We start from the raw sequence: 23,688 nt of genomic DNA, 5'->3' as shown, positions 1-23,688 counted from the left end.
CCGTTGATATCAACGGCATTCTAACAATCATTATTTTAGACCAACAGATTTTAGTAACTCATCCGCAGCTAAAATGCCCAATTTATTACCGGCAAGCGGGCTATCTCCCGTGAGTAAATTACGGTCTTTGTGAACTTGACCACTAATACCCTGATTAATCACTTTCATGCCCAATTGCTCCAAACGAGCGGCTAACAACCAAGGTAATTTACCCGGCATATAACCAATATCAATATTTGCACCTTCATCTAACGCATCAGGGAAAACACAAAGCTCATAACCTTTAAATGGGAAATCATTCTCAGCCTTATCTATTGAGGCAGCCACTAATGCTGCCGGACCATGACAAAGCGTGATGATAAATTTGTTATTTGCCATTGCCCAATCTAAAACACGTTTTACTTCACGACTTTCCGGAATCTTATTGAATGCGCCATGACCGCCAGGAATTAACACCGCAGCGTACGGAGAATTTTCTGCCGTAACGTCATCAATGATATCAGCTAACTTTGCAGGTTTATCCAATTTTGGCAGGTATTCATTATAGATTTCTGCCACCGCTTTATCTTCTGCCGGCATTGCCCACATTTCAAATTTAGCATGGTTACCTGAAAGTGTTGCGACATCAATTTCAAACCCGGCTTTATGAATATGAAGCATAGGTAATAAAGTCTCTACCGGATGATTACCTGTTGAAAACCATTTACCATTTTGCATTTGCAAATAACGTTCATCTGTAGCGATCATCAATACTTTTTTATTCCCAGTGTAAGTTGTTCCAAATTTCACACCGTCGAAATCAGTTACTGGGCTTGTATATTGCGATAACGAGTACTCTGATGGAAAATAGGCATCGTGTTCTGCAAAATCACGCACAGGCTGTTTACTTAATTCAGTCATTATTAAAGCTCCTAGTTTATATAAGTTAAGTAAATTCTGGCGCAAATTATAATGAAAAGCATACAAATCTACTTGCCTAAAATGATATTTGTATTGCCTTTTTTGACAGATTTTTATAGATAAAAATAATTCTTAGCGGAAATTCTGCTAGAATTTTATTCGTTTCTATGTTTTATTAATTACAAAAAATGACAATAAGAAAAAATACAGAAAATCTCACCGCACTTTATCATGAGCTTATCTATAAAATTTTACCCTATATTCCTAAAGAAGGACGAGTTTATAGTCAAATTGAAGGGTTAAGTTTCTACCGTCATGATCATCCCCATTACTCTCTGCCCTGTATACAACCTCTTGGTATTGTGGTTGCCTTACAAGGACGAAAGGAAATTTCACTTAGTCATCAACATATTGGTTACGAGACAGGGCAAATTCTATTTATTGGTGCAAATCTTTCGGGCTTTTCCTATATGCCCAAATGCTCATCAGATAAACCTTTTCTAGGGTTAGCACTAGAATTTGATTTTGAACAACTTTCTCATCTCGCTTGTGAATTAGACTTGAATAATAAAGAAATAAAAAAAGAAGCACCAAATCGTATTTTCAGTTTATTTGGTGCAAATAAGAAACTGCTTGAAAGTCTTTCAAGGCTTATAGATACCTTACAAGAAGTAACATTAATTAAACCACTTTCCACTCTTATAAAACACGAGATTGCCTTAAGAATCTTCCACTCACATCCTGAATTAGTCACCTTACTAAAAGATGGTAGCACTACACGCAAAATACTTGAAATTATGGCTTGGATAAAACAAAATCCACAGGAAAAAAATACTCTCACTAGCCTTGCTGAACGAGCATTGATGAGCGAATCGTCATTTCGTCAACACTTTCGCGCTATTGCCGGGATTAGTCCAATACAATTTCAAAAGCAAATTAGGCTACAACAAGCACGAATATTTATTCTACAAGAAAAACGCCCCATTGCTGAAAGTGCTAACTTAGTCGGCTATGAAAGTATCTCACAATTTTCACGGGAGTATAAAAGATTTTTTGGAATCACTGCAAAGAAAGATAAATTGGCATGGCTAACTCAAGAAAAATACGGGTAACATAGGAATAGGGATGGAAAATAGCACTAAAAATAACATCATTATCTATACACTGGTAATATGAGATAAACGTAATATTAGCAGAACCGACAAAAATCTAATTCTAGGTTTATTTATAGAGAGACACTAGATAGTGTCCAGTTTATAATATATTGAAATAAATTTATTTTATAACGAACGAGTATTTCTAGATGACATTAAAACTCCTGCTTTGTGCATTTAGTACATAATACAGGATAAATTCTTATAAAATTTGAGATATTTTTCTAATAAAACTTACTTCAGTTAATCTTCAATTTTGATCTCAAAGCAAAAAGTTTATAAATATTCAACTTCTATTAAAGTACAAAAAGCTCGCAGAATTGCGAGCTTTTTATTCTTTTATTTACTATTCCGCAGATGCTTCTACAACTTCTGGACGGTCAACTAATTCAATGTAAGCCATTGGCGCATTATCGCCTGCACGGAAACCACATTTTAGAATGCGAGTATAACCACCAGCACGCTGAGCGAAACGTGGTCCTAATTCATTGAATAATTTCGCAACAGTTTCAATGTTACGGGTACGAGCGAATGCTAAACGACGGTTTGCAACGCTATCTTCTTTAGCTAATGTAATTAACGGTTCAACTACACGGCGTAATTCTTTAGCTTTAGGCAAAGTAGTCTTGATAATTTCATGACTAATTAAAGCACTTGCTAAGTTACGAAACATCGCTTGGCGATGACTGCTATTACGGTTTAGTTGACGACCACTCTTACGATGTCGCATGATCTTATCCTTCTCAGAAAAATCTTAACCTATGGCCAAACTAGTCTTCAGCAATACTTGCTGGTGGCCAATTTTCAAGGCGCATACCAAGTGACAAGCCACGTGAAGCGAGTACATCTTTAATTTCAGTAAGAGATTTCTTACCAAGATTAGGAGTTTTTAATAACTCAACTTCTGTACGCTGTACTAAGTCACCGATATAGTGAATTGTTTCTGCTTTTAAACAATTAGCAGAACGAACTGTCAACTCTAAATCATCAACAGGACGCAATAAAATCGGATCAAATTCCGGTTTCTCTTCCTTAACTTCAGGTTGACGAACATCACGTAAATCAACGAATGCATCGAGTTGCTCTGCTAAGATTGTTGCAGCGCGACGAATTGCATCTTCAGGATCCAAAGTACCGTTTGTTTCTAACTCAATAACTAACTTATCTAAGTCTGTTCTTTGTTCTACACGGGTCGCTTCTACATTATAAGAAATGCGATCAACCGGGCTGTAACAAGCGTCAACAAGCAAACGACCTATTGGTCGCTCATCTGCCTGAGCTCGGACTGAAGCTGGAACATATCCTCTACCACGCTGAACACGAATGCGCATACTAATAGCAGCACTATCATCAGTCAAATGGCAAATTACATGATCCGGGTTTACAATTTCAACATCACCATCATGAGTGATATCCGCTGCAACAACAGGGCCAATTCCAGATTTATTTAGTGTCAGAATAACATCATCTTTATTCTGTACTTTAACCCCTAGACCTTTGAGGTTTAAAAGCACTTCAAGAATATCTTCTTGAATACCTTCCTTACTACTATATTCGTGTAATACACCATCAATCTCAACTTCAGTCACTGCACAACCTGGCATTGAAGACAGAAGGATACGACGTAATGCATTTCCTAGAGTATGACCAAAACCTCGCTCTAACGGTTCAAGGATCACCTTAGCATGTGTTGTGCTAATTTGCTCAATATCAACTAAGTGTGGTTTTAAAAATTCTGTAACAGAACCCTGCATTTTATCCTCTCTTTGCTTTTAAGCTTAACTATTATTTTGAGTAAAGCTCAACGATCAGATGTTCGTTAATATCTGCTGATAAATCGGAACGTTCAGGAATACGCTTAAATATCCCTTCCATTTTAACAGCATCAACTTCTAACCAAGTTGGTTTTTCTCTTTGTTCTGCTAATTCCAACGATGCTTTAATACGAGCTTGTTTTTTAGATTTTTCACGAACAGCAACAACATCATTAATTGAAACTTGGAAAGATGGAATATTTACAACACGACCATTTACAACAATCGCCTTATGACTCACTAACTGACGAGCCTCTGCACGAGTTGCAGCAAATCCCATACGATAAACAACGTTATCCAATCTACCTTCTAGTAATACTAATAAATTTTCACCAGTATTACCTTTCAAACGGTTTGCCTCTTTATAGTAGTTACGGAACTGACGCTCTAAGATACCATAGATACGACGAACTTTTTGTTTTTCACGTAACTGACTACCATAATCAGACAAACGTGGTTTACGAGCACCATGTTGACCAGGTGCTGTATCAATCTTACATTTTGAATCAATCGCACGCACGCCTGACTTAAGAAATAAATCAGTGCCTTCACGACGGCTTAGCTTGAGTTTAGGACCCAAATATCTTGCCATTTTCTTTCTCCAACTATCCTGATTACGCCATTAAACACGACGCTTTTTCGGTGGACGACAACCATTATGAGGAATCGGAGTCACATCAGTAATGTTCGTGATACGAAAACCCGCAGCATTTAATGCACGAATTGTTGATTCACGACCTGGACCCGGACCTTTAACCATAACTTCCAAGTTCTTTAAGCCGAACTCTTTAACGATCTCAGCACAACGTTCCGCAGCAACTTGTGCAGCAAACGGAGTAGATTTACGAGAACCACGGAAACCTGAACCGCCAGCAGTTGCCCATGCTAGAGCGTTACCTTGACGATCAGTAATAGTAACGATTGTATTATTGAAAGATGCGTGAATATGTGCAACGCCATCTACAACTTGTTTTTTTACACGTTTACGTGTACGAACTGGTGTTTTAGCCATTACTTACCCCGACTATTTTTTGATCGGCTTACGAGGACCCTTACGGGTACGCGCATTAGTTTTAGTACGTTGACCACGTACCGGTAAACTACGACGATGACGTAAACCACGGTAACAACCTAAGTCTAAAAGACGTTTGATGTTCAGTGTTACTTCACGACGTAAGTCACCCTCAACGGTAAATTTACCAACTTCGTCACGCAGTTTGTCAATCTGCTCTTCAGACAATTCTCTGATCTTAACATCTTCAGCAATACCCGCAGCAGCACAAATAGCTTTTGAACGAGTTCTACCGATACCGTAAATTGCAGTTAAAGCGATTACAGCGTGTTTATGATCAGGAATGTTAATGCCTGCAATACGGGCCACTATGCACTCCTATTTCTAAAATTAATTGGTACTCTGATCATGAAAAGCCCGTTTTCAGGATACTCAAACAGAATACCAAGGACATAAATGAGTTGAGCAGTATAACTGCTCAACCGGTTCTTTGCAAGAAAATTATCAACTAACCTTGGCGTTGTTTATGCTTAGGGTCACTACACAATACGCGCACAACACCTTCACGCTTAACAATTTTACAGTTACGACACATTTTCTTTACGGAAGCACGAACTTTCATTGCTTATCCTTTTATGTTAATTGGACAATTACTGCCCGAAACCTTTAAGGTTTGCTTTTTTTAGTGCTGATTCATATTGAGACGACATTAAGTGACTCTGAACTTGCACAATGAAATCCATAATTACAACAACAACGATTAGTAAGGAGGTCCCACCAAAGTAGAACTTAACATCCCAAGCTGATGTCATAATATAAGGAACTAAACACACAAATGTTACATAAAGCCCACCAATCAAGGTTAAACGGGTCATTACTTTATCTATGTAACGAGATGTTTGCTCACCTGGTCTAATACCTGGGATAAATGCACCAGATTTCTTTAAATTATCTGCTGTATCACGCGGATTATATTGCATCCCTGTGTAGAAGAAGCTGAAGAAAATGATTGATATTGCATAAACGAGTAAATAAAGAGGTTGACCAGGATTCAATAACATAGATAAGTTATTTAACCATTCAAATTTATCATTTTGACCAAACCATTGTGTTAATGTGGCTGGAAATAAGATAATACTTGAGGCAAATATTGCTGGCATCACATTTGCCATATTCACTTTTAATGGCAGATGTGTTGAATGCCCTCCTAAGATCTGACGACCTTGTTGACGTTTAGCATATTCAATACGAATCCGACGTTGTCCTCTTTCTACGAACACAACAAAATAAGTCACCGCGAAAACAATTGCCGCAATTAGTAGTAGAACTAACGGATGCATTTGTCCTTGACGAGCTTGCTCAATTGTCTGCAAAATAGCTGAAGGTAAACCCGCTACGATACCACCAAAAACTAGAATTGAAATACCATTCCCAATTCCTCTCTCGGTAATTTGCTCACCTAACCACATTAAAAACATAGTTCCAGTGACCAAACTCACAACAGAAGTAAAGTAAAAACTAAACCCTACATTAGGAACTAGTCCTGGTAGCATATTTGGTAAACCTGTAGAAATTGCAACAGCTTGAATTGTAGCAAAAACTACCGTCGCATAACGCGTATATTTGGTAATTTTTCTCTGACCAACTGCCCCTTCTTTCTTTAGTTCAGCTAAAGCAGGAGAAACCGTTGCTAGCAATTGAATCACGATAGATGCCGAAATATATGGCATAATACCTAACGCAAGAATTGAAGCTCGGCTCAATGCACCACCAGAAAACATGTTAAACATATCAATGATGGTGCCTTTTTGTTGTTCAACTAACTGAGCTAGCACAGCAGAATCAATACCAGGAACCGGAATAAACGAACCAATACGATATACAATAAGTGCAACTAATACAAAGAGTAATCGGCTTCTTAGCTCACTTTTACCACTATTGGTACTTCTAGTTTGATAACCTGGTTGTTTAGCCATTTGCTAATTATTCCTCAACTGAACCGCCAGCAGCTTCAATCGCTACTTTCGCACCTTTAGTCACACGTAAACCACGAATTGTAACTGCAGATTTAACTTCTCCAGCTAAAATAACTTTAGCAAACAGAATATCTTTAGTTAAAACATTTGCAGCTTTTAATGCATCTAAAGTAACAATATTACCTTCTACTTTGGTTAAATCACTTAAGCGAATCTCTGCAGTTACAGAAGCCTTCATTGAGGTGAAACCAAATTTTGGTAAACGACGATATAAAGGCATTTGACCACCCTCGAAACCGCGGCGAACTCCACCACCAGTACGAGATTTTTGCCCCTTATGACCGCGACCACCAGTCTTACCTAAACCTGAACCAATACCACGACCAAGACGTTTTGCACTGTGCTTTGAGCCTTCAGCCGGGGATAGAGTATTTAAACGCATTTCTTACTCCTCCACTTTAACCATGTATGAAACTTGGTTAATCATACCACGTACTGCAGGTGTATCAATTAACTCAACAGTATGGTGAATATGGCGAAGACCAAGACCACGCAAGGTAGCTTTGTGCTTCGGCAAACGAGCAATTGAGCTACGAACTTGTGTTACTTTGATAGTTTTAGCCATTATTAATTACCCCAAAATTTCATCAACAGTTTTACCGCGTTTCGCAGCAACCATTTCTGGTGATTTCATATTTGCTAATGCATCAATAGTTGCACGAACAACATTAATTGGGTTAGTAGAGCCATACGCCTTAGAAAGAACGTTACGTACACCCGCAACCTCCAATACCGCACGCATTGCTCCACCCGCGATAATACCAGTACCCTCACTAGCAGGCTGCATAAATACTCTTGAGCCTGTGTGCACACCCTTAACAGGATGTTGCAAAGTACCTTCATTTAAAGTGACATTAATCATATTGCGACGTGCTTTTTCCATCGCTTTTTGGATCGCTGCTGGAACCTCGCGCGCTTTACCATAACCAAAACCTACACGACCATTACCATCGCCTACTACGGTTAACGCAGTAAAGCTCATAATACGACCACCTTTTACAGTTTTTGATACACGGTTTACTGCGATTAGCTTCTCTTGCAGTTCACCAGCTTGTTTTTCGATGTTTGACATCTCAATTTACCTCATTAGAACTGTAGACCAGCTTCACGAGCAGCGTCCGCTAAAGTTTGGACACGACCATGATATTTAAAACCGGAACGATCAAAGGCAACAGCCTGTACGCCTTTTGCTAAGGCACGCTCTGCAACAGCTTTACCAACTACTGCTGCAGCATCTTTGTTACCGGTGTATTTTACTTGCTCACGAATTGCTTTCTCAACAGTTGAAGCAGCGGCAAGCACTTCAGAACCGTTTGGTGCAATAACTTGTGCATAGATATGACGTGGAGTACGGTGAATAACTAAACGAGTTACACCTTGCTCCTTCATCATATGACGTGCACGAGCTGCACGACGGATACGAGCTGATTTCTTATCCATAGTGTTACCTTAATTATTTCTTCTTAGCCTCTTTGATACGTACTACTTCATCAGAGTAACGTACCCCTTTACCTTTATAAGGCTCAGGACGGCGATAAGCACGAATATCTGCTGCAACTTGACCGATTAACTGCTTATCTGCACCTTTCAATACAATTTCCGTTTGAGAAGGGCATTCAGCAGTAATACCTGCAGGTAAAGTGTGCTCTACTGGGTGAGAATAGCCTAAACTTAGCGCAACAACATTACCTTTAAGTTGAGCTCTGTAACCAACACCCACTAATACTAATTTTTTAGTGAAGCCTTCAGTAACACCAATAACCATTGCATTAACTAATGCACGAGCTGTACCCGACTGAGCATTGGCCTCAACAAATCCCTCACGAGGAGAAAAAGTTAATTGACCACTATCTTGTTTAACTTCAACTGAATTATGAATTTCGCGAGATAACTCGCCATTTTTACCTTTTACTGTTAATAGCTGACCGTCAAGTTTAACCTCAACACCGGCAGGAATATTAACAGGTGCTTTTGCAACACGAGACATTTTCCTACCTCTCTATTAAGCTACATAACAGATGATCTCACCGCCTAAACCAGCTTGACGAGCTGCACGGTCAGTCATAACACCTTTAGATGTAGAAACGACAGCAACACCTAAACCACCCATAACTTTTGGTAATTCATCTTTACGTTTGTAAATACGAAGACCAGGACGGCTCACACGTTGAATACTTTCTACAACCGGTTTACCTTGGAAATATTTTAAAGTAATTTCCAACTCAGGTTTTGCACCTTCTAAAACTTTAACGCTTTCGATATAACCTTCATCAGCTAATACATTGGCGATCGCCACTTTTAGCTTGGATGAAGGCATACTGATCGCAACTTTATTCGCAGCTTGACCGTTACGAATACGTGTCAACATATCTGCGATTGGATCTTGCATACTCATTGTACTTTTTCTCCGATTCCAAAATAAAGTGGTATATTACCAACTCGCTTTTTTAAGGCCAGGGATCTCACCGCGCATAGCAGCTTCACGAACCTTAATACGACTTAAACCAAACTTACGAAGAACGCCGTGAGGACGTCCTGTTTGGCGGCAGCGGTTACGTTGACGAGACGGACTAGAATCACGTGGTAAAGATTGTAACTTTAACACAGCATTCCAACGATCTTCATCAGAGGCATTTACATCAGAAATGATTTTCTTTAATTCTACGCGTTTAGCATAGAATTTCTCAGCCAATTTAACGCGTTTTACATCGCGTGCTTTCATTGATTGTTTAGCCATTATAACCTGCCTTATTTACGGAATGGGAAATTAAAGGCAGCAAGTAGTGCTTGACCTTCTTCATCATTCTTAGCAGTGGTTGTGATAGTGATATCTAAACCACGCACACGATCTACTTTATCGTAGTCGATTTCTGGAAAGATGATTTGTTCACGCACACCCATGCTGTAGTTACCACGACCATCAAATGACTTCGCACTTAAACCACGGAAGTCACGGATACGTGGAACAGCAATTGTAATTAAACGTTCAAAGAACTCCCACATACGCTCACCACGTAGTGTTACTTTACAACCGATTGGATACCCTTGACGGATTTTAAAGCCAGCAACAGACTTGCGAGCTTTAGTTACTAAAGGTTTTTGACCGCTAATTGCTGCTAAATCCGCTACTGCGTTGTCCAGCAATTTTTTATCGGTCAATGCTTCACCCACACCCATATTCAGGGTAATCTTTTCGATTCGTGGGACTTGCATGACAGATTTGTAGCCGAATTTATTTTTTAATTCGTTTACTACTTGATCTCTGTAGTAATCATGCAGTTTCGCCATCGCATTACTCCAGTTTGTTAGATAATTTCATTGTTAGACTTAAAGAAACGCACTTTTTTACCTTCTTCAAATCTAAAACCTACACGGTCAGCTTTATTTGTTTTTGGATTAAAAATCGCAACATTTGAAACATCAATTGCTGCTTCTTTTTTCACTAAGCCACCAGCTTTACCTAAGGCAGGAACCGGTTTTTCATGTTTAGTGATAATATTGATACCTTCAACAAATACCTTACCATTTGGTAACACTTTAGTTACCTTACCACGCTTGCCTTTATCTTTACCAGCAAGCACGATTACTTCATCGTTTTGACGAATTTTTGCAGCCATTTGTCACTTCTCCTTACAGTACTTCTGGTGCCAAAGAAATGATCTTCATAAACTTCTCAGAACGAAGTTCACGAGTCACAGGTCCAAAAATACGAGTACCGATTGGTTGCTCAGTGTTATTGTTTAAAATCACACAAGCATTGCCATCGAAGCGAATGACTGATCCATCTGGGCGACGAACACCCTTCTTGGTGCGCACAACAACTGCTTTTAACACATCACCTTTTTTCACCTTACCGCGTGGAATTGCTTCTTTTACAGTAATTTTGATAATGTCGCCAACTGCAGCATAACGACGGTGCGATCCACCTAGAACCTTGATACACATTACGCTGCGAGCGCCTGAGTTATCAGCAACATCCAGCATAGTCTGTTCTTGGATCATATTAGTGCTCCGTTAAATTTAAAAAAACACCCTTTTCGGGACGAACCTCTTACATAATAGACACATAAGAGGTTGCGGAATATAGCATAACACCCTAACCAAATCAATAATATTTTGTGGATTCAATATAAAAAGAATAAAGGGAAATTGTATTTTTCATAATGTGACTTGGGGAAAATATTGTTCTGTTATATCCACCAAATCCATTAAAGAAATTAACCGCACTTTACTTTCCTCCGGCAAAAGTGCCGTTAAATCTCTCGCTATAACATCAGGCTCTATAGCGAAACATTTCCCTTCACAAGATTCAAAATACTGAGGATATTTAATCGCGAGTAATACGCCATCTTGCCAAAGTACAACGGCATCATTTTCCGTTACAGAAGACAGGAAAGTGACTAACTCATCATTATCGTAACTGCTTTGAGAAAAACAATAGAGCATACATATTCCTTAAAATGTTAGTACTTTCTCAGCTTGATGTAATTTCTTCATCAACAAACTACGATCAATGTTTTCTACGGATAAAATTAAACTTTCTTCACTTATTTTTAATTTTTCAAGGGAATTTTGACAAATAAAACGCTGCTCAATACCATACAAATCCAGTAGCTTAAACATCCGAATAAAATCCTTTTGAAGCAATAATTCGGGGCGTTGCTCCTTTAGTAGATTAAGCACACCATCATCAACAAAGAATACCCCAATATCCTCTTCATCACAAAATGCCGTCGCCGCTAATAAAGCCTCCAATCCTTCCCTTGCTTTCGATGAACCATGTGGAGCGGAACGAAACAAAAAGGCGATTTTCATAGTGTAATGAGCCTATCCGATTTTAATACTGCAGCCATAAACTCTCCTAAACCGGCAATCGTAAAACCCTCTGCCAAATTTTGTTTAGCCCTATTATTTGCTGTCATCTTGTCCACAATCCCCCGACGCTGTGAAGCGGCTACACATAAATGTAAAGGGATTGCATTCTTCTTAGAAAAAACCTGCCAATATTGCTGTAAATTTATTTCATCATTTGCGGGATAAACAAAATCATTGCCATTGGTTACACCTTCTTGGAAAAAGAAGATCTGTGTAATAGTATGCCCCTTTTTAATTAATGTTTCTGCAAATTGGTAGGCAGAATATGCCCCCTGTTTACCATAAATAGGGCTTTTAACCGCAATCACATAATTCATTATTCTTGATCTTGTTTAATTTGACGAATATAAAGGTACACGGTGTGACGAGAAATATTTAAACGTTCTGCGACCAAATTAATCGCATCCTTAATATCAAAAATACCTTTTTCGTATAAGGAAATAACAATTTGACGGTTTTTATTATTATTCGCTACCATACGATCTGTGTTCACCTCTTCAATGGTTTTCTCAATAGTTTGGGAAACTAAATCTTCGACCGAGCTGGCAAAATTCACAGAGGATGTTTCCTCCACCTCAATGGCAGGCATAAAAGACTGAATAAATTGTGAAATAGGTACATCAAGGTTAATATTGATACATAGTAATCCGATCATTCGTTGATGTTTATTACGAATAGCGATCGTAACCGACTTCATCAAGACATTGCCCTTAGCCCTTGTAAAATAGGGTTGAGAAACACTCTCACTTTGCATATTACGCAAAGAACGCAATGCCCAATCTGTAATAGGCGATCCCACTTGCCGATTTGTATTATGCCCATTTGCAATGCAAATAGCAGAATGCTCAATATCTTCTAAGGAATGCAAAACAATCTCACAATGTTCACCGATAAGCGCACTTACACCATCGACCACCGCTTTGTAAGAATTTAAAATCGTGCGATCTTCATCAGTGAAAATATGTTTATTCTGTAACATAAGCAATACCCTAATCTACACTAAAAATGACCGCACTTTATGCGCTATAACAGGAATAATAAAGCACAAGCAGGGCGCTTGTGCTTCCATCAAAATTATCCATTATTTTGTTTTTGGATTCACATCTAACACTTCAACGTCAAAATAGAGTGTAGCATTTGGTGGAATAGATGCCCCGGCCCCTTGTTTACCATAAGCTAATTCCGGAGGGAGTACCAACTCAATTTTGCTGCCTTTTTTCACTAATTGAAGCCCTTCAGTCCAGCCTTTCACGACTTGATCTAAACGAAACTCTGCCGGTTGACCACGTTCTACCGAGCTATCAAAGATATCACCGTTTGGCAATTTGCCTGTGTAATGCACTTTTACCGTATCCGTTGGCTTAATCACCTCACCTTTTCCGGCCTCAACAACACGATATAATAAACCGGATTTTGTGGTTTTCACGCCCTCTTTTTTGGCAAACTCCGTACGGTATTTGTCTCCTTCATCTTGTGCTTTCTGTGCAATTTCTTTTATTTTCGCTTGTTCACGGGCAATGATTTTTTGTTGAAATTGCTCTAAAGTTTGGCTCAATTCACCAATCTTTTCTTCACTAAATTTACCTTTCAATACATCATCCACTGCTTTATTTACTTGTGCTTCGTTTAATTTAATCCCACCTTGCTCCGCCATTAATTTTGCTTGTGTCATAGAATAAGCAGCTAAAGCATAAGAGACATCATCATTAAATTTTGCCTCCGTCTTTTCATCTGCAAAAACTGCACTGGAAACAACCGCACTTACCATTAATGCCGCCAATGAAATTTTTTGAATTTTTAACATTGTTATTAATCCTTTATAATAGAAAATTGCCGAATAGATTAAATCGGATTTAAGCTATTCTCAACTTTTTTTTAAAATTTAGAGAAAAATCATGCAAATTCAACAAATGTTAGAAAATCGCATTACTGAACTTGAAACGAAAGTCGCATTTCAAGAGCAATTGTTAGAGGAGTTAAACCAAGCATTAGTTCAACAACAATTTGATATGGATAAAATGCAGCTGCAGTTACGTTATATGGCGAATAAATTGAAGGATTTCCACCCCTCAAATATTGCCAGCCAAGCAGAAGAAACCCCTCCGCCGCATTACTGAAAAAAATGGATAATCAACAATGATTATCCATTTCTACTTGTGATTATTTCACCAGTCTAAACAACAGATCTTGATAAACTCTTCCCATAATCTGGATTTGCAACTTATATTTACCCAGCGGATCCGTTTCATCAAAATGCCAACATCTGACCAAACGTCTGCCTTGATCCGAAGTTGCTAATGTCGTGCGAATCACATTCACTTTACCATTTTGTGAGGTTGATACTTGAGAACCTTTTGAGGTAACCATTTGTTTTGCCGGTGCTTTTAATGTTTCAATCGTGCTCACAGCCTCAGTGAACAGCCCTTCGGCAATCCAACAAAGTCGAAGATTAGATTTATGACGTGATAATTCTGTTGTTTTAAGATCAGTGAAAGGCTCAGTTGAAGTATCAAACACAGAAAGGTAAATTTCTGACACCGCCTTTTTTTGCTCTTTTTTATTTTCTGCAGTATTGGCTATCGCCATATTTACAGAACCAAATAGCATTGTCGCAATAGACAAGAAATAAAGTATTTTTTTCATTTTTTCCTTCAATCAATAAAATAACCTAAAATCGACCGCACTTTATTGCACGACCATCATACCAATGCAGCCCATATCAGCAAGCATGAGATTTGACGCACCAAAAATAAAAGGATAGCTATTTGAAGAAGGCTGATCAAAACGCACTAAAATTTGCGTTTTTCCTCTCACCCACACCGTATCTTTCCAAGCTAATTCACTCTCTTTCGACACACCATTCTCATTACTTTCTACGATAAATTTCGCCCCTTGAAGGGTAAATCCAACCGGTAGAGAACCGGTCAAAATCCAGCGTTCCACCGAGCCTTGTTTTGCCACCACATCCACACGACGAGGATCAAAACGTTGTTGGTTAATTAAACCGCCGGTGACATCCAAAACAAATGTTCGCTCTCGTTCAACTTTTGCATTTAGCATCGACACTGCGTCTGTCTCAAATTTTACGTCCATTTTTTGAGCAAAAGCGGAGAAATCACCTTGAGGGCGTAATTCTAATACGGTATTTTCCACTAATTCACCGTCAGAGGAAAACACCTGTTTCACTTTGTCAAAAATACCCCGTTTATGCCCTGAAATCAGCGAAACATTGCCACCTTCACTTAAATTAATTAAGATTTCTGTTCGCTCGCCCGGAACCAAAATAAAGGATTTCACCACGTTGCCTTGAGGAAGAAAGCCTAAATCTTTTGCAATCACCGTAATGTCTTGATCGTTATCCAAACGCAGATCATAAGCCCGAGCCAAAGATGCATTGAGCAAACGCAATCTCACCCAGCCACGAGGCACATCTAAATAAGGGGCTTCCAAACCATTGACCAGTAAGCGATTGCCTACAAAGTGCGGTTGATTTTGTTTGAATAATTGCAGACCCTCGCTATTAAATTCCATATCCTGTAAAATCAACGGAATATCATCCACCCCATATTTACGGGGAAGCACTGATTTAGTGCTTTGCTCATCTTCAATCAACCACATTCCTACTAAACCCCGATAGGTTTGATAGGCTGAGTTAGCCAATGTCGCCGAGCGATACCAACAAGTGGCAGCGGGTTGTTCAATCGGCACAATCGGCGCCCAAGATTCCTTTTTTTTAAGCACTCGTGCTGCCCCACCAAACAACTCACCGGAAGCCTGTAAACCTTGAATAGAAAGGGAAACCTGTTGAGGTAAATTATTATGATAATTGAGTTTCGCAAAACTGCCCGATTTAATTTTGATTGTCGGCCCCAAATAATTACCGTTAAAGCCCCATACACTGACTTGATGTTCGCCGTCTAATTTATATCCCGTTTCTTCCATGGTCAGAATAATCGGGCGACCACGACGTACTTCAACCAACGGTGGCACAACCAATTTTGGTCGTGTCGCAGCAATTAAAGGTGTTGGCACGGTGATAAGTGCGGTGGAAATCGCCGTGTTTTTGAGTAACTGGCGGCGGGAAAGTTTAAGCATTTGAACTTTCCTTATCTTGATGTGCTTGCATAATTTCCGAATCTAATTCTGCAATACGCTTTTCCATCAAATCGTGGCAATATGTGGCTAAATCCCGCACGGTTTCTTTGCTATAACCGCTCGTATCAATCGGTGCCATCATTTCGCAAATCACCTTGCCGTTATCCCAACGATTTAAATTGATTTTATTATGTGTCGTGGAACACACCACCGGAATAATCGGTACACCGGCGGCAACCGCAGCATAAAACGCACCGGTTTTAAACGGTAACAATCCCCGCCCACGGCTTCTCGTACCTTCAGGAAACATCCAAATAGAAAGGTTGTCTTTATTAATTCGCTCTGCAAGTTGAGTCATCGTGCCATGAGCTTTAGAACGATTTTCCCGATCCAAAAAAACATTTCCCGTTACCCAATACAAAATACCGAAAAATGGTATCCAAATCAGGCTTTTCTTCCCAACACTCACGGTACGAGGTTGCACCATATAAGAAATCGTCACCATATCGTAGTTATTTTGGTGATTACCAATATAAATCGCGCGCCCAAAGTTTTCTTTATTTTCCGGAAAACGGTGCTCCACTTGCAACCCGAAAAGCGGGGACAAACGCCCAAACCATCGAGCCATCACACCTACATTGCTGGGATTTTTAAAGCGGATAAAGGAATAAATCGTGCCAAGCACACAAATTAAAATACAGCAAATCACCACAATGAGGATTCGAACCAGTTTTAACATATCAATACCTATGAGAAAATTTCGCGGAAGTATAGCAAATTAGAAGGAATTTTGTGCTAATCTAGGCAAAAATTTACGGAAATTTTATGAAAAAGACTTATTTCATTGCAGATCTTCACTTAAGCGAAACACAACCAAAATTGACCGCACTTTTCTTAGATTTTATGCACAATCTTGCTCCAACAGCGGAGGCAGTTTACATTCTCGGCGATTTATTTGATTTTTGGATCGGTGATGACGAACAATCGCCATTAATTACTCAAGTTAAAAGTGCAATTAAACATCTCACAGGACAAGGTATCGCTTGCTATTTTATCCACGGCAACCGTGATTTTCTTATTGGAAAACGCTTTACTAAAGAAACAGGGATAATTTTACTGCCCGATTATCAAATGATTAATCTTTACGGTATGCCTACCTTACTCTGCCACGGCGATACCCTTTGTATTGATGATGTCAACTATCAACAATTCCGCCTCAAGGTTCATCAAAAATGGCGGCAATGGCTTTTCCTTCATTTGCCCTTAAAAGTGCGGTTAAAAATTGCGGAGAAAATTCGGGCAAAAAGCCGAAAAGACAAAGCACACAAAGCTGATGAAATTATGGATGTCAATCTGCCTTTCACCTTAGCCAAAATGCAGCAATGCAATGCCCTTCTCTTAATTCACGGGCATACTCACCGTGAAGCGATTCATCACTATGAGGGCAAAAAACGCATTGTATTAGGGGATTGGCGAACCGATTATGCCTCCATTCTCGTGGCAAAAGAAAATGGGGAAATTGACTTCCTAAAATAGCCGAATTCCGTGTGAAAATATTCAAATCATCTTTTCACACTTATAACTTTTTCATCTATCAAATAGCCTTTATTTCTTTCCAAAACCAAAACTCCTCACGTACTATCAAGCGGCAAGTGATTTTTACAACAGGAGTTTTCTATGTCTCAATCTCAATTTACTATCCACAATATTGAAACCGCACCGGAAGCCGCAAAAGAAGCCTTAACTGCGGTCAAAAATGCCAATGGATTTATTCCAAATTTAATCGGCGTATTGGCTAATGCCCCCACCGCCTTAGAAACCTATCGCACCGTGGGTGGCATTAACGGTAGAAATAGCCTTACCGCAACAGAACGTGAGGTCGTACAAATTACCGCTGCTGTGGTAAACGGCTGTGGATTCTGTGTGGCTGGCCACACGAAAATTGCCTTAAAAGTATTAAAGTTAGAGGAAAATCTTGTGAATCAAATCCGTGCTACCGCACGCATTGAAAGCGATGATAAACTTGATACCCTCGCCCGTTTTACCCTTGCGGTCATCTTGCAAAAAGCAAAACTCACACCGGCGCAACTCCAAGCCTTTTTTGACGCAGGCTATACACAAGAAAATGCGATTGATGTCATCCTTGGCGTGAGCCTCGCTACATTATGTAACTATGTCAATAATATTGCAGAAACCCCAATCAACCCTGAATTACAACCCTTCGCATAATCCCTTCTCTCCTTATGGCAAAGTATTATCTTTGCCATTTTTCTAGGGTATGTAGATATTTTGTCACCTTTAATCATCAATAAGTTATTAATAAGAAGGAAATATAATGAACAGCCGTGATCTTTACCCTCATGAAATTTTACAAGATGTTATTGACAAAAGTTATGTCAAATCACAAGGCCATCTTAAAACCCTCGCCATTCTCAGTTTTTTAGGTGGTGGTTACGTCAGCTTCGGTTATATGGCTTATTTGAAAGTGGTGAGCGGAATCCCCTCCGAGTGGAGCGGGCTTGCCACCTTATTAGGTGCGGCTGTGTTTCCTATTTGTTTAATCTGTATCCTCATCGGCGGAGGAGAACTCGCCACCGGAAACATGATGATGATGGCATTAGGGCGACTCAGTAAACGTGTCAGTTTCAAAAAATTAGTCCAAAACTGGGGGATTGTCAGCCTTGGTAACCTTGCCGGCGCACTGTTTATGGCATTTTTCTTAGGACATTATGTGGGCTTGGCAGAAGGTATTGCCTCCGCTAAAACTATCGCTATTGCAGAAGCGAAAGTACAAATGGATTTTTCCCGCGCCTTCATTTCTGCCATTGCCTGTAACTGGATGGTCTGTATGGGAATTTGGTTTTATTTTGGGGCAAAACAAACTTCAGGACGAATCCTTGCCATGTGGTTTCCTGTGATGATTTTCGTGCTTATCGGTTTACAACATTTTGTCGCCAATATGTTTATCATTCCTGCCGGAATTTTTGCTGGTGCGAATATCACTTGGGGAGAATTTTTCTTAAATATGATTCCGGTTTTTCTTGGCAATGTTACCGGTGGCGCAGCGTTTGTGGGCGCTTCTTATCTGTACGCTTACCGTCATTTATTGAAAGAAGACTATCAGATCTAAATTTCATAAAGTGCGGTTAAAATCAACCGCACTTTTGTTCCATCTATTAAAAACTCGATCCCGGTTGGGTTAAAAATTCGATTTCTTCTGCGCTACTTTCCCGCCCTAATACGGCATTACGATGAGGATAGCGTCCAAAACGATCAATCATCACCTTATGTTTTAATTCAAAATCCACGCTTTCCTCGGGGCCAAATTGTTCAAATAAAGGCACGGCTTGTGCATGAATCACTTTGCTTTCGCTATGCATTAACGGCATTAGCATAAAATGGCGTTCACGCACAGTCATAGTTTTAAATTCAGGTTGTTTCACCGCCTCTTGTGCCAACGCAATAGCCATATTGTCCTGTGCAAATGCCAAAGGGCTATCACGATGTAAATTGCGTGAAAACTGGTCTAATACAATAATCTCAGCCAATCGACCATGGATCGTTTCACGCCAATGGCTGAGTTCCGATTGTGCCGCTTGCTGCCATAAGTCATAAAATTGCTCACGAATTTGGCAATCAAACGCCTCACTTTTAGCAAACCAAAAGGGTTTTGTTTCCTCACTAAACCAAAAATTAAGCACTCGTTGATACGACATTTAAACCTCCTACAAAGTGTTCACCGACTCTAAAAAGAGCGTTATTCTACAGGATAATCCTTTCACATAGAATGATATAAAACAACACGCAAACGTTTTCGTTTTACTGCCTTTTCCTTTATAATGACGCGCAATTTTTATTTCTATTCAGACTCAAAGGGAATCCTTATGTTTCAAATTTTCCGTGGCTCACCTGCCCTTTCCGAATTCCGCATCAATGGTTTAATGCAAAAATTCCAACAGAATGGGCTAGACGTGCGCTCTGTCTATGCCGAGTATATCCATTTTGTGGCACTCAATACACCGCTTTCCAACGAACAAGAAACCAAGTTACAAGCATTGCTCCATTACGGGCCAACCTTGGCAGAACACGACGCAAAAGGTGAAACCTTTATTGTTATCCCACGTGTTGGCACGATTTCCTCTTGGTCGTCCAAAGCGACAGATATTGCCCACAATTGCGGCTTGAAAGAAGTGGATAGAATTGAACGGGGACTTGCCTATTACTTTGAATTTAACCAACCTTTAGATGAAAAAACACAAGAAAAATTAACCGCACTTTTGCATGATCGAATGATGGAAACGGTAGTGCGTGATGCCAAAGATGCCGAAATTTTATTCCACCACCAAGCTCCCAAACCCTTCACCACCGTAGATATTTTAGGTGGAGGTCGAAAGGCGTTAGAAATCGCCAATATTGAACTGGGACTTGCATTAGCGGAAGATGAAATTGATTATTTGGTGGAAAATTTCACCGCACTCGGCCGCAACCCGAACGATATTGAACTTTATATGTTCGCCCAAGCCAACTCCGAGCATTGTCGTCATAAAATCTTTAATGCGGACTGGATAATTGATGGTGAAAAACAAGAAAAATCCTTGTTCAAAATGATCAAAAACACCTTTGAGAAAACCCCGGATTTCGTGCTTTCCGCTTATAAAGATAATGCCGCAGTGATGGAAGGTTCAAAAGTGGGTCGCTTCTTTGCCGATCAAGACGGGCAATATCGTTACCACAATGAAGATGCACATATTTTGATGAAAGTGGAAACCCACAATCACCCAACTGCGATCTCGCCTTTCCCCGGTGCGGCAACCGGTTCCGGCGGCGAAATTCGTGATGAAGGCGCAACCGGTCGTGGTGCAAAACCGAAAGCAGGTTTAACCGGCTTTTCCGTATCAAATCTGGTTATCCCAAACTTTGAACAACCTTGGGAAAACCCGCTTTCTAAGCCTAACCGTATTGCTTCCGCCCTCGATATTATGATTGAAGGCCCGTTAGGCGGTGCGGCATTTAACAATGAATTTGGTCGCCCTGCATTACTCGGCTATTTCCGCACTTATGAAGAAAAAGTGAACAGTTTTAACGGCGAGGAAGTCCGTGGTTATCACAAACCGATTATGCTGGCAGGCGGTATCGGTAATATTCGTGCTGAACATGTGCAAAAAGGCGAAATTCCTGTTGGGGCAAAACTTATCGTATTAGGCGGCCCCGCGATGAATATCGGTTTAGGTGGCGGTGCGGCATCTTCCATGGACAGCGGTAAATCAAAAGAAGATTTAGATTTTGCCTCCGTTCAACGGGAAAATCCGGAAATGGAACGCCGTTGCCAAGAGGTGATCGACCGTTGCTGGCAACTCGGTGAAGATAACCCAATTTTATTTATTCACGATGTAGGCGCAGGTGGTTTATCTAATGCCATGCCTGAGTTGGTACACGATGGCGAGCGTGGCGGTAAATTTGATTTACGTTCCATCCTTTGTGATGAAAAAGGCATGTCGCCTCTTGAGATTTGGTGTAACGAATCACAGGAACGCTATGTTTTAGCCATTGCACCGGAAAAATTGGATTTATTTACCGCACTTTGCGAACGCGAACGTGCACCATTTGCGGTGATTGGTGAAGCTACGGAAGAAAAACATTTAACCTTGCACGACAGCCATTTCGATAATAATCCGATTGATTTACCAATGAATGTGCTGCTCGGTAAAACACCAAAAATGACCCGCAATGTGCAATCAAGTGCGGTCAAAAATCCACCTGTTTCACAAGACAATATTGTGCTGAAAGAAGCCCTCCATCGTGTATTACGTTTACCGGTGGTGGCAGAAAAAACCTTCCTCATTACCATTGGCGACCGCTCTGTCACCGGTATGGTGGCACGGGATCAAATGGTCGGGCCATGGCAAATTCCGGTTTCCGATGTGGCGGTCACCACCGCAAGTCTTGATAGCTATCATGGTGAAGCCATATCAATGGGCGAACGAGCGCCTGTGGCATTACTCGATTTTGGTGCCTCTGCTCGTTTGGCCGTAGCGGAATCCATCACCAATATCGCCGCTACCAATATTGGCGAGATTAAACGCATTAAACTTTCCGCCAACTGGATGTCGGCTGCCGGTCACGGTGGCGAAGATGCGGGACTTTATGAAGCCGTGAAAGCGGTAGGGGAAGAACTTTGCCCTGCGCTTGGTATCACCATTCCTGTGGGTAAAGATTCCATGTCAATGAAAACCACTTGGGAAGAAAACGGAGAGAAAAAAACCGTCACTGCTCCACTTTCTTTAGTGATCAGTGCCTTTGCCCGCGTGGAGGATGTGCGCAAAACCGTCACACCTCAACTTCGTACCGATAAAGGCGCATCCCGACTGTTGCTGATTGATTTGGGTGAAGGTAAAAATCGTCTTGGTGCAACTGCCCTTGCCCAAGTTTATAAACAACTGGGTGATAAACCGGCAGATGTAGAAAATGTGGGGGCATTGAAACACTTCTTTGAAGCAATGCAAACCCTTGTAGCAGAACGTAAATTATTAGCTTACCATGACCGTTCCGACGGTGGATTAATCGTCACCTTGGCGGAAATGGCATTTGCCGGAAACTGTGGTATCGAGGTGGATATTTCTGCCTTAGGCGATAATGATCTCGCCGTGTTATTTAACGAAGAGCTGGGGGCGGTCATTCAAGTGGCGGAAAGCGAATTAACCGCTGTACGTGAAATCTTGAATGCGCATAATTTATTACCGCTTACCCACGAACTCGGTGCAGTGACCACAGATGATCATCTCGAAATCGCACGTGGCAATAAAAAACTACTCAGTGAAAAACGTTCTGAATTGCGTGGTATCTGGGCAGAATTAACCCATCAAATGCAACGTTTACGGGATAATCCGGAATGTGCCGATCAAGAATTTGAGGCGAAAAAAGATCCTGAGAACAAAGGATTATCTGCGAGCTTAACTTATGATCCGAATGAAGATATTGCCGCACCTTATATTGCGAAAGGTGCAAAACCGAAAGTAGCCGTGTTGCGTGAACAAGGCGTAAACAGCCATGTGGAAATGGCGGCGGCATTTGACCGTGCCGGATTTGCTGCGATTGATGTTCATATGAGCGACTTAATGGCAGGTCGTTACCATTTAAATGATTTCAATGCGATGGTCGCGTGTGGAGGTTTCTCTTACGGTGACGTTCTCGGTGCCGGCGGTGGTTGGGCAAAATCGATTTTGTTTAACCCACAATTACGGGATCAATTCAGCCAATTCTTCGCCAATGAAAATACCCTTTCTTTAGGCGTATGTAACGGTTGTCAGTTTATCTCTAATCTTGCGGAAATCATTCCGGGTGCGGAAAACTGGCCCCGCTTTGTGCGAAATAAATCGGAACGTTTTGAAGCCCGTGTTGGTTTAGTGAAAATCAACGATACCCACTCTTTATGGTTCCAAGGTATGGCGGGTTCCCATATGCCGATTGCTGTTTCCCATGGAGAAGGGCGTGTGGAATTCAAAACACCGGAAAATTTAACCGCACTTCAAGCGCAAAATTTAATTGTTGCACAATATATTGATAACAATTTGAATGTGACAGAAACCTATCCGGCCAATCCAAACGGATCAGTGTTAGGTATCACCGCTATTTCAAACGTGGACGGTCGTATTGCAGCCATGATGCCGCACCCTGAACGAGTATTCCGTACCGTAAGTAACTCATGGTATCCGGAAGATTGGAGCGAGGATGGCGCTTGGATGAGGCTCTTCAGAAATGCGAGAGTTGCGTTTAAATAAAGGAATCTTAACGGAAAGTAAGGA

At 40.5% G+C, this 23,688-nt stretch carries 33 protein-coding genes; 6 read left to right on the top strand and 27 right to left on the bottom strand.

Annotation, left to right across the window (positions count from 1 at the left end):
• Positions 1–30: 30 nt before the first annotated feature.
• A complete protein-coding gene (gene hchA / locus BKK54_RS06935; RefSeq protein WP_077542390.1) occupies positions 31–900 on the bottom strand; it encodes a glyoxalase III HchA in 870 nt (289 codons plus the stop codon).
• Positions 901–1,088: 188 nt separating this feature from the next.
• On the opposite strand from hchA, the gene BKK54_RS06930 reads away from it, so the two are divergent.
• Positions 1,089–2,012, top strand: coding sequence for an AraC family transcriptional regulator (locus BKK54_RS06930; RefSeq protein ID WP_077542389.1), 924 nt, complete (start codon positions 1,089–1,091; stop codon positions 2,010–2,012).
• Between the two features lie 388 nt (positions 2,013–2,400).
• On the opposite strand, the gene rplQ is transcribed toward BKK54_RS06930, so the two are convergent.
• The 22 genes from rplQ to BKK54_RS06820 form a co-directional block, all read right to left on the bottom strand.
• Positions 2,401–2,784 (bottom strand): 50S ribosomal protein L17, encoded by a 384-nt coding sequence (gene rplQ / locus BKK54_RS06925; RefSeq protein WP_077542388.1) that lies wholly within the window; start codon positions 2,782–2,784, stop codon positions 2,401–2,403.
• 40 nt (positions 2,785–2,824) lie between these two features.
• Complete coding sequence (locus BKK54_RS06920; protein ID WP_077542387.1) at positions 2,825–3,808, bottom strand: DNA-directed RNA polymerase subunit alpha; 984 nt, start codon at positions 3,806–3,808, stop codon at positions 2,825–2,827.
• A 31-nt stretch (positions 3,809–3,839) separates the two neighbouring features.
• Positions 3,840–4,460, bottom strand: coding sequence for a 30S ribosomal protein S4 (gene rpsD, locus BKK54_RS06915; protein WP_077542386.1), 621 nt, complete (start codon positions 4,458–4,460; stop codon positions 3,840–3,842).
• Between the two features lie 30 nt (positions 4,461–4,490).
• Positions 4,491–4,880, bottom strand: coding sequence for a 30S ribosomal protein S11 (gene rpsK, locus BKK54_RS06910; protein WP_077415376.1), 390 nt, complete (start codon positions 4,878–4,880; stop codon positions 4,491–4,493).
• Positions 4,881–4,892: 12 nt separating this feature from the next.
• Positions 4,893–5,249, bottom strand: a complete 357-nt coding sequence (rpsM, locus tag BKK54_RS06905) for a 30S ribosomal protein S13 (RefSeq protein ID WP_077542385.1) — start codon at positions 5,247–5,249, stop codon at positions 4,893–4,895.
• A 139-nt stretch (positions 5,250–5,388) separates the two neighbouring features.
• The gene (gene rpmJ / locus BKK54_RS06900) at positions 5,389–5,502 is read right to left on the bottom strand and encodes a 50S ribosomal protein L36 (RefSeq protein WP_005625868.1); all 114 of its coding nucleotides are present in this window, start codon (positions 5,500–5,502) and stop codon (positions 5,389–5,391) included.
• Between the two features lie 28 nt (positions 5,503–5,530).
• Positions 5,531–6,856: a preprotein translocase subunit SecY gene (secY, locus tag BKK54_RS06895; protein ID WP_077542384.1), complete on the bottom strand. Its 1,326-nt coding sequence runs from the start codon at positions 6,854–6,856 to the stop codon at positions 5,531–5,533.
• Between the two features lie 7 nt (positions 6,857–6,863).
• Entirely contained in the window at positions 6,864–7,298 is a 435-nt protein-coding gene (gene rplO / locus BKK54_RS06890; protein ID WP_077542383.1) for a 50S ribosomal protein L15, read from the bottom strand.
• A gap of 3 nt (positions 7,299–7,301) precedes the next feature.
• A complete protein-coding gene (rpmD, locus tag BKK54_RS06885) occupies positions 7,302–7,481 on the bottom strand; it encodes a 50S ribosomal protein L30 (protein WP_005693169.1) in 180 nt (59 codons plus the stop codon).
• 6 nt (positions 7,482–7,487) lie between these two features.
• Positions 7,488–7,988, bottom strand: a complete 501-nt coding sequence (gene rpsE / locus BKK54_RS06880; protein WP_077426962.1) for a 30S ribosomal protein S5 — start codon at positions 7,986–7,988, stop codon at positions 7,488–7,490.
• Positions 7,989–8,002: 14 nt separating this feature from the next.
• Positions 8,003–8,356, bottom strand: a complete 354-nt coding sequence (rplR, locus tag BKK54_RS06875; RefSeq protein ID WP_077542382.1) for a 50S ribosomal protein L18 — start codon at positions 8,354–8,356, stop codon at positions 8,003–8,005.
• Between the two features lie 13 nt (positions 8,357–8,369).
• Entirely contained in the window at positions 8,370–8,903 is a 534-nt protein-coding gene (gene rplF / locus BKK54_RS06870; protein ID WP_077542381.1) for a 50S ribosomal protein L6, read from the bottom strand.
• A 15-nt stretch (positions 8,904–8,918) separates the two neighbouring features.
• Entirely contained in the window at positions 8,919–9,311 is a 393-nt protein-coding gene (gene rpsH / locus BKK54_RS06865) for a 30S ribosomal protein S8 (RefSeq protein WP_077542380.1), read from the bottom strand.
• Between the two features lie 36 nt (positions 9,312–9,347).
• Positions 9,348–9,653: a 30S ribosomal protein S14 gene (gene rpsN / locus BKK54_RS06860; RefSeq protein WP_077415358.1), complete on the bottom strand. Its 306-nt coding sequence runs from the start codon at positions 9,651–9,653 to the stop codon at positions 9,348–9,350.
• 11 nt (positions 9,654–9,664) lie between these two features.
• Positions 9,665–10,204 (bottom strand): 50S ribosomal protein L5, encoded by a 540-nt coding sequence (gene rplE, locus BKK54_RS06855; protein WP_005695093.1) that lies wholly within the window; start codon positions 10,202–10,204, stop codon positions 9,665–9,667.
• 17 nt (positions 10,205–10,221) lie between these two features.
• Entirely contained in the window at positions 10,222–10,533 is a 312-nt protein-coding gene (rplX, locus tag BKK54_RS06850) for a 50S ribosomal protein L24 (RefSeq protein ID WP_077542379.1), read from the bottom strand.
• A gap of 13 nt (positions 10,534–10,546) precedes the next feature.
• Positions 10,547–10,918, bottom strand: a complete 372-nt coding sequence (rplN, locus tag BKK54_RS06845) for a 50S ribosomal protein L14 (protein WP_077415353.1) — start codon at positions 10,916–10,918, stop codon at positions 10,547–10,549.
• Positions 10,919–11,074: 156 nt separating this feature from the next.
• Positions 11,075–11,362 (bottom strand): DsrH/TusB family sulfur relay protein, encoded by a 288-nt coding sequence (locus BKK54_RS06840; protein WP_077542378.1) that lies wholly within the window; start codon positions 11,360–11,362, stop codon positions 11,075–11,077.
• Positions 11,363–11,371: 9 nt separating this feature from the next.
• A complete protein-coding gene (tusC, locus tag BKK54_RS06835) occupies positions 11,372–11,731 on the bottom strand; it encodes a sulfurtransferase complex subunit TusC (RefSeq protein ID WP_077542377.1) in 360 nt (119 codons plus the stop codon).
• The gene (tusD, locus tag BKK54_RS06830) at positions 11,728–12,108 is read right to left on the bottom strand and encodes a sulfurtransferase complex subunit TusD (protein ID WP_077542376.1); all 381 of its coding nucleotides are present in this window, start codon (positions 12,106–12,108) and stop codon (positions 11,728–11,730) included. Before tusD ends, tusC begins: the two co-directional genes overlap by 4 nt.
• A complete protein-coding gene (locus tag BKK54_RS06825) occupies positions 12,108–12,770 on the bottom strand; it encodes a helix-turn-helix transcriptional regulator (RefSeq protein ID WP_077542375.1) in 663 nt (220 codons plus the stop codon). Before BKK54_RS06825 ends, tusD begins: the two co-directional genes overlap by 1 nt.
• A 102-nt stretch (positions 12,771–12,872) precedes the next feature.
• Entirely contained in the window at positions 12,873–13,595 is a 723-nt protein-coding gene (locus BKK54_RS06820) for an FKBP-type peptidyl-prolyl cis-trans isomerase (protein ID WP_077542374.1), read from the bottom strand.
• A 91-nt stretch (positions 13,596–13,686) separates the two neighbouring features.
• Here BKK54_RS06820 and BKK54_RS06815 point away from each other — a divergent pair, with 91 nt between their 5' ends.
• Complete coding sequence (locus BKK54_RS06815; RefSeq protein WP_077542373.1) at positions 13,687–13,908, top strand: SlyX family protein; 222 nt, start codon at positions 13,687–13,689, stop codon at positions 13,906–13,908.
• A 43-nt stretch (positions 13,909–13,951) separates the two neighbouring features.
• On the opposite strand, the gene BKK54_RS06810 is transcribed toward BKK54_RS06815, so the two are convergent.
• Genes BKK54_RS06810 through BKK54_RS06800 form a run of 3 tightly spaced genes read right to left on the bottom strand, consistent with a single transcriptional unit; the run spans position 13,952 to position 16,625 of the window.
• Entirely contained in the window at positions 13,952–14,434 is a 483-nt protein-coding gene (locus BKK54_RS06810) for a hypothetical protein (RefSeq protein ID WP_077542372.1), read from the bottom strand.
• A gap of 42 nt (positions 14,435–14,476) precedes the next feature.
• A complete protein-coding gene (locus tag BKK54_RS06805) occupies positions 14,477–15,886 on the bottom strand; it encodes a multicopper oxidase domain-containing protein (protein ID WP_077542371.1) in 1,410 nt (469 codons plus the stop codon).
• On the bottom strand, positions 15,879–16,625 hold the full coding sequence (locus BKK54_RS06800) for a 1-acylglycerol-3-phosphate O-acyltransferase (protein WP_077542370.1): 747 nt from the start codon (positions 16,623–16,625) through the stop codon (positions 15,879–15,881). The genes BKK54_RS06805 and BKK54_RS06800 overlap by 8 nt, the downstream gene beginning before the upstream one ends.
• A gap of 86 nt (positions 16,626–16,711) precedes the next feature.
• Here BKK54_RS06800 and lpxH point away from each other — a divergent pair, with 86 nt between their 5' ends.
• From lpxH to BKK54_RS06785, 3 genes are all read left to right on the top strand, one after another.
• Positions 16,712–17,422: a UDP-2,3-diacylglucosamine diphosphatase gene (gene lpxH, locus BKK54_RS06795; protein WP_077542369.1), complete on the top strand. Its 711-nt coding sequence runs from the start codon at positions 16,712–16,714 to the stop codon at positions 17,420–17,422.
• Positions 17,423–17,563: 141 nt separating this feature from the next.
• Positions 17,564–18,115, top strand: a complete 552-nt coding sequence (locus BKK54_RS06790) for a carboxymuconolactone decarboxylase family protein (protein ID WP_077542368.1) — start codon at positions 17,564–17,566, stop codon at positions 18,113–18,115.
• 106 nt (positions 18,116–18,221) lie between these two features.
• Positions 18,222–19,016, top strand: coding sequence for a formate/nitrite transporter family protein (locus BKK54_RS06785; RefSeq protein WP_077542367.1), 795 nt, complete (start codon positions 18,222–18,224; stop codon positions 19,014–19,016).
• A 46-nt stretch (positions 19,017–19,062) separates the two neighbouring features.
• On the opposite strand, the gene BKK54_RS06780 is transcribed toward BKK54_RS06785, so the two are convergent.
• Positions 19,063–19,602 (bottom strand): DUF924 family protein, encoded by a 540-nt coding sequence (locus BKK54_RS06780; RefSeq protein ID WP_077542366.1) that lies wholly within the window; start codon positions 19,600–19,602, stop codon positions 19,063–19,065.
• 168 nt (positions 19,603–19,770) lie between these two features.
• Between BKK54_RS06780 and purL the strand changes: the two genes are divergently transcribed.
• Entirely contained in the window at positions 19,771–23,664 is a 3,894-nt protein-coding gene (gene purL / locus BKK54_RS06775) for a phosphoribosylformylglycinamidine synthase (RefSeq protein ID WP_077542365.1), read from the top strand.
• The last annotated feature ends 24 nt before the right edge of the window (positions 23,665–23,688 follow it).

The sequence above is a fragment of the Rodentibacter genomosp. 1 genome, from assembly GCF_001999285.1.
Taxonomy (GTDB): Bacteria; Pseudomonadota; Gammaproteobacteria; order Enterobacterales; family Pasteurellaceae; genus Rodentibacter.
The sequence above is the reverse complement of the archived record's forward strand: the minus strand, read 5'-3'. Positions and strand labels throughout refer to the sequence as shown.

What these genes read in the sequence shown, in the direction of transcription:
- hchA (WP_077542390.1), bottom strand. Translation starts at nt 900, where the DNA reads ATGACTGAATTAAGTAAACAGCCTGTGCGTGATTTTGCAGAACACGAT.
- BKK54_RS06930 (WP_077542389.1), top strand. Translation starts at nt 1,089, where the DNA reads ATGACAATAAGAAAAAATACAGAAAATCTCACCGCACTTTATCATGAG.
- rplQ (WP_077542388.1), bottom strand. Translation starts at nt 2,784, where the DNA reads ATGCGACATCGTAAGAGTGGTCGTCAACTAAACCGTAATAGCAGTCAT.
- BKK54_RS06920 (WP_077542387.1), bottom strand. Translation starts at nt 3,808, where the DNA reads ATGCAGGGTTCTGTTACAGAATTTTTAAAACCACACTTAGTTGATATT.
- rpsD (WP_077542386.1), bottom strand. Translation starts at nt 4,460, where the DNA reads ATGGCAAGATATTTGGGTCCTAAACTCAAGCTAAGCCGTCGTGAAGGC.
- rpsK (WP_077415376.1), bottom strand. Translation starts at nt 4,880, where the DNA reads ATGGCTAAAACACCAGTTCGTACACGTAAACGTGTAAAAAAACAAGTT.
- rpmJ (WP_005625868.1), bottom strand. Translation starts at nt 5,502, where the DNA reads ATGAAAGTTCGTGCTTCCGTAAAGAAAATGTGTCGTAACTGTAAAATT.
- secY (WP_077542384.1), bottom strand. Translation starts at nt 6,856, where the DNA reads ATGGCTAAACAACCAGGTTATCAAACTAGAAGTACCAATAGTGGTAAA.
- rplO (WP_077542383.1), bottom strand. Translation starts at nt 7,298, where the DNA reads ATGCGTTTAAATACTCTATCCCCGGCTGAAGGCTCAAAGCACAGTGCA.
- rpmD (WP_005693169.1), bottom strand. Translation starts at nt 7,481, where the DNA reads ATGGCTAAAACTATCAAAGTAACACAAGTTCGTAGCTCAATTGCTCGT.
- rpsE (WP_077426962.1), bottom strand. Translation starts at nt 7,988, where the DNA reads ATGTCAAACATCGAAAAACAAGCTGGTGAACTGCAAGAGAAGCTAATC.
- rplR (WP_077542382.1), bottom strand. Translation starts at nt 8,356, where the DNA reads ATGGATAAGAAATCAGCTCGTATCCGTCGTGCAGCTCGTGCACGTCAT.
- rplF (WP_077542381.1), bottom strand. Translation starts at nt 8,903, where the DNA reads ATGTCTCGTGTTGCAAAAGCACCTGTTAATATTCCTGCCGGTGTTGAG.
- rpsH (WP_077542380.1), bottom strand. Translation starts at nt 9,311, where the DNA reads ATGAGTATGCAAGATCCAATCGCAGATATGTTGACACGTATTCGTAAC.
- rpsN (WP_077415358.1), bottom strand. Translation starts at nt 9,653, where the DNA reads ATGGCTAAACAATCAATGAAAGCACGCGATGTAAAACGCGTTAAATTG.
- rplE (WP_005695093.1), bottom strand. Translation starts at nt 10,204, where the DNA reads ATGGCGAAACTGCATGATTACTACAGAGATCAAGTAGTAAACGAATTA.
- rplX (WP_077542379.1), bottom strand. Translation starts at nt 10,533, where the DNA reads ATGGCTGCAAAAATTCGTCAAAACGATGAAGTAATCGTGCTTGCTGGT.
- rplN (WP_077415353.1), bottom strand. Translation starts at nt 10,918, where the DNA reads ATGATCCAAGAACAGACTATGCTGGATGTTGCTGATAACTCAGGCGCT.
- BKK54_RS06840 (WP_077542378.1), bottom strand. Translation starts at nt 11,362, where the DNA reads ATGCTCTATTGTTTTTCTCAAAGCAGTTACGATAATGATGAGTTAGTC.
- tusC (WP_077542377.1), bottom strand. Translation starts at nt 11,731, where the DNA reads ATGAAAATCGCCTTTTTGTTTCGTTCCGCTCCACATGGTTCATCGAAA.
- tusD (WP_077542376.1), bottom strand. Translation starts at nt 12,108, where the DNA reads ATGAATTATGTGATTGCGGTTAAAAGCCCTATTTATGGTAAACAGGGG.
- BKK54_RS06825 (WP_077542375.1), bottom strand. Translation starts at nt 12,770, where the DNA reads ATGTTACAGAATAAACATATTTTCACTGATGAAGATCGCACGATTTTA.
- BKK54_RS06820 (WP_077542374.1), bottom strand. Translation starts at nt 13,595, where the DNA reads ATGTTAAAAATTCAAAAAATTTCATTGGCGGCATTAATGGTAAGTGCG.
- BKK54_RS06815 (WP_077542373.1), top strand. Translation starts at nt 13,687, where the DNA reads ATGCAAATTCAACAAATGTTAGAAAATCGCATTACTGAACTTGAAACG.
- BKK54_RS06810 (WP_077542372.1), bottom strand. Translation starts at nt 14,434, where the DNA reads ATGAAAAAAATACTTTATTTCTTGTCTATTGCGACAATGCTATTTGGT.
- BKK54_RS06805 (WP_077542371.1), bottom strand. Translation starts at nt 15,886, where the DNA reads ATGCTTAAACTTTCCCGCCGCCAGTTACTCAAAAACACGGCGATTTCC.
- BKK54_RS06800 (WP_077542370.1), bottom strand. Translation starts at nt 16,625, where the DNA reads ATGTTAAAACTGGTTCGAATCCTCATTGTGGTGATTTGCTGTATTTTA.
- lpxH (WP_077542369.1), top strand. Translation starts at nt 16,712, where the DNA reads ATGAAAAAGACTTATTTCATTGCAGATCTTCACTTAAGCGAAACACAA.
- BKK54_RS06790 (WP_077542368.1), top strand. Translation starts at nt 17,564, where the DNA reads ATGTCTCAATCTCAATTTACTATCCACAATATTGAAACCGCACCGGAA.
- BKK54_RS06785 (WP_077542367.1), top strand. Translation starts at nt 18,222, where the DNA reads ATGAACAGCCGTGATCTTTACCCTCATGAAATTTTACAAGATGTTATT.
- BKK54_RS06780 (WP_077542366.1), bottom strand. Translation starts at nt 19,602, where the DNA reads ATGTCGTATCAACGAGTGCTTAATTTTTGGTTTAGTGAGGAAACAAAA.
- purL (WP_077542365.1), top strand. Translation starts at nt 19,771, where the DNA reads ATGTTTCAAATTTTCCGTGGCTCACCTGCCCTTTCCGAATTCCGCATC.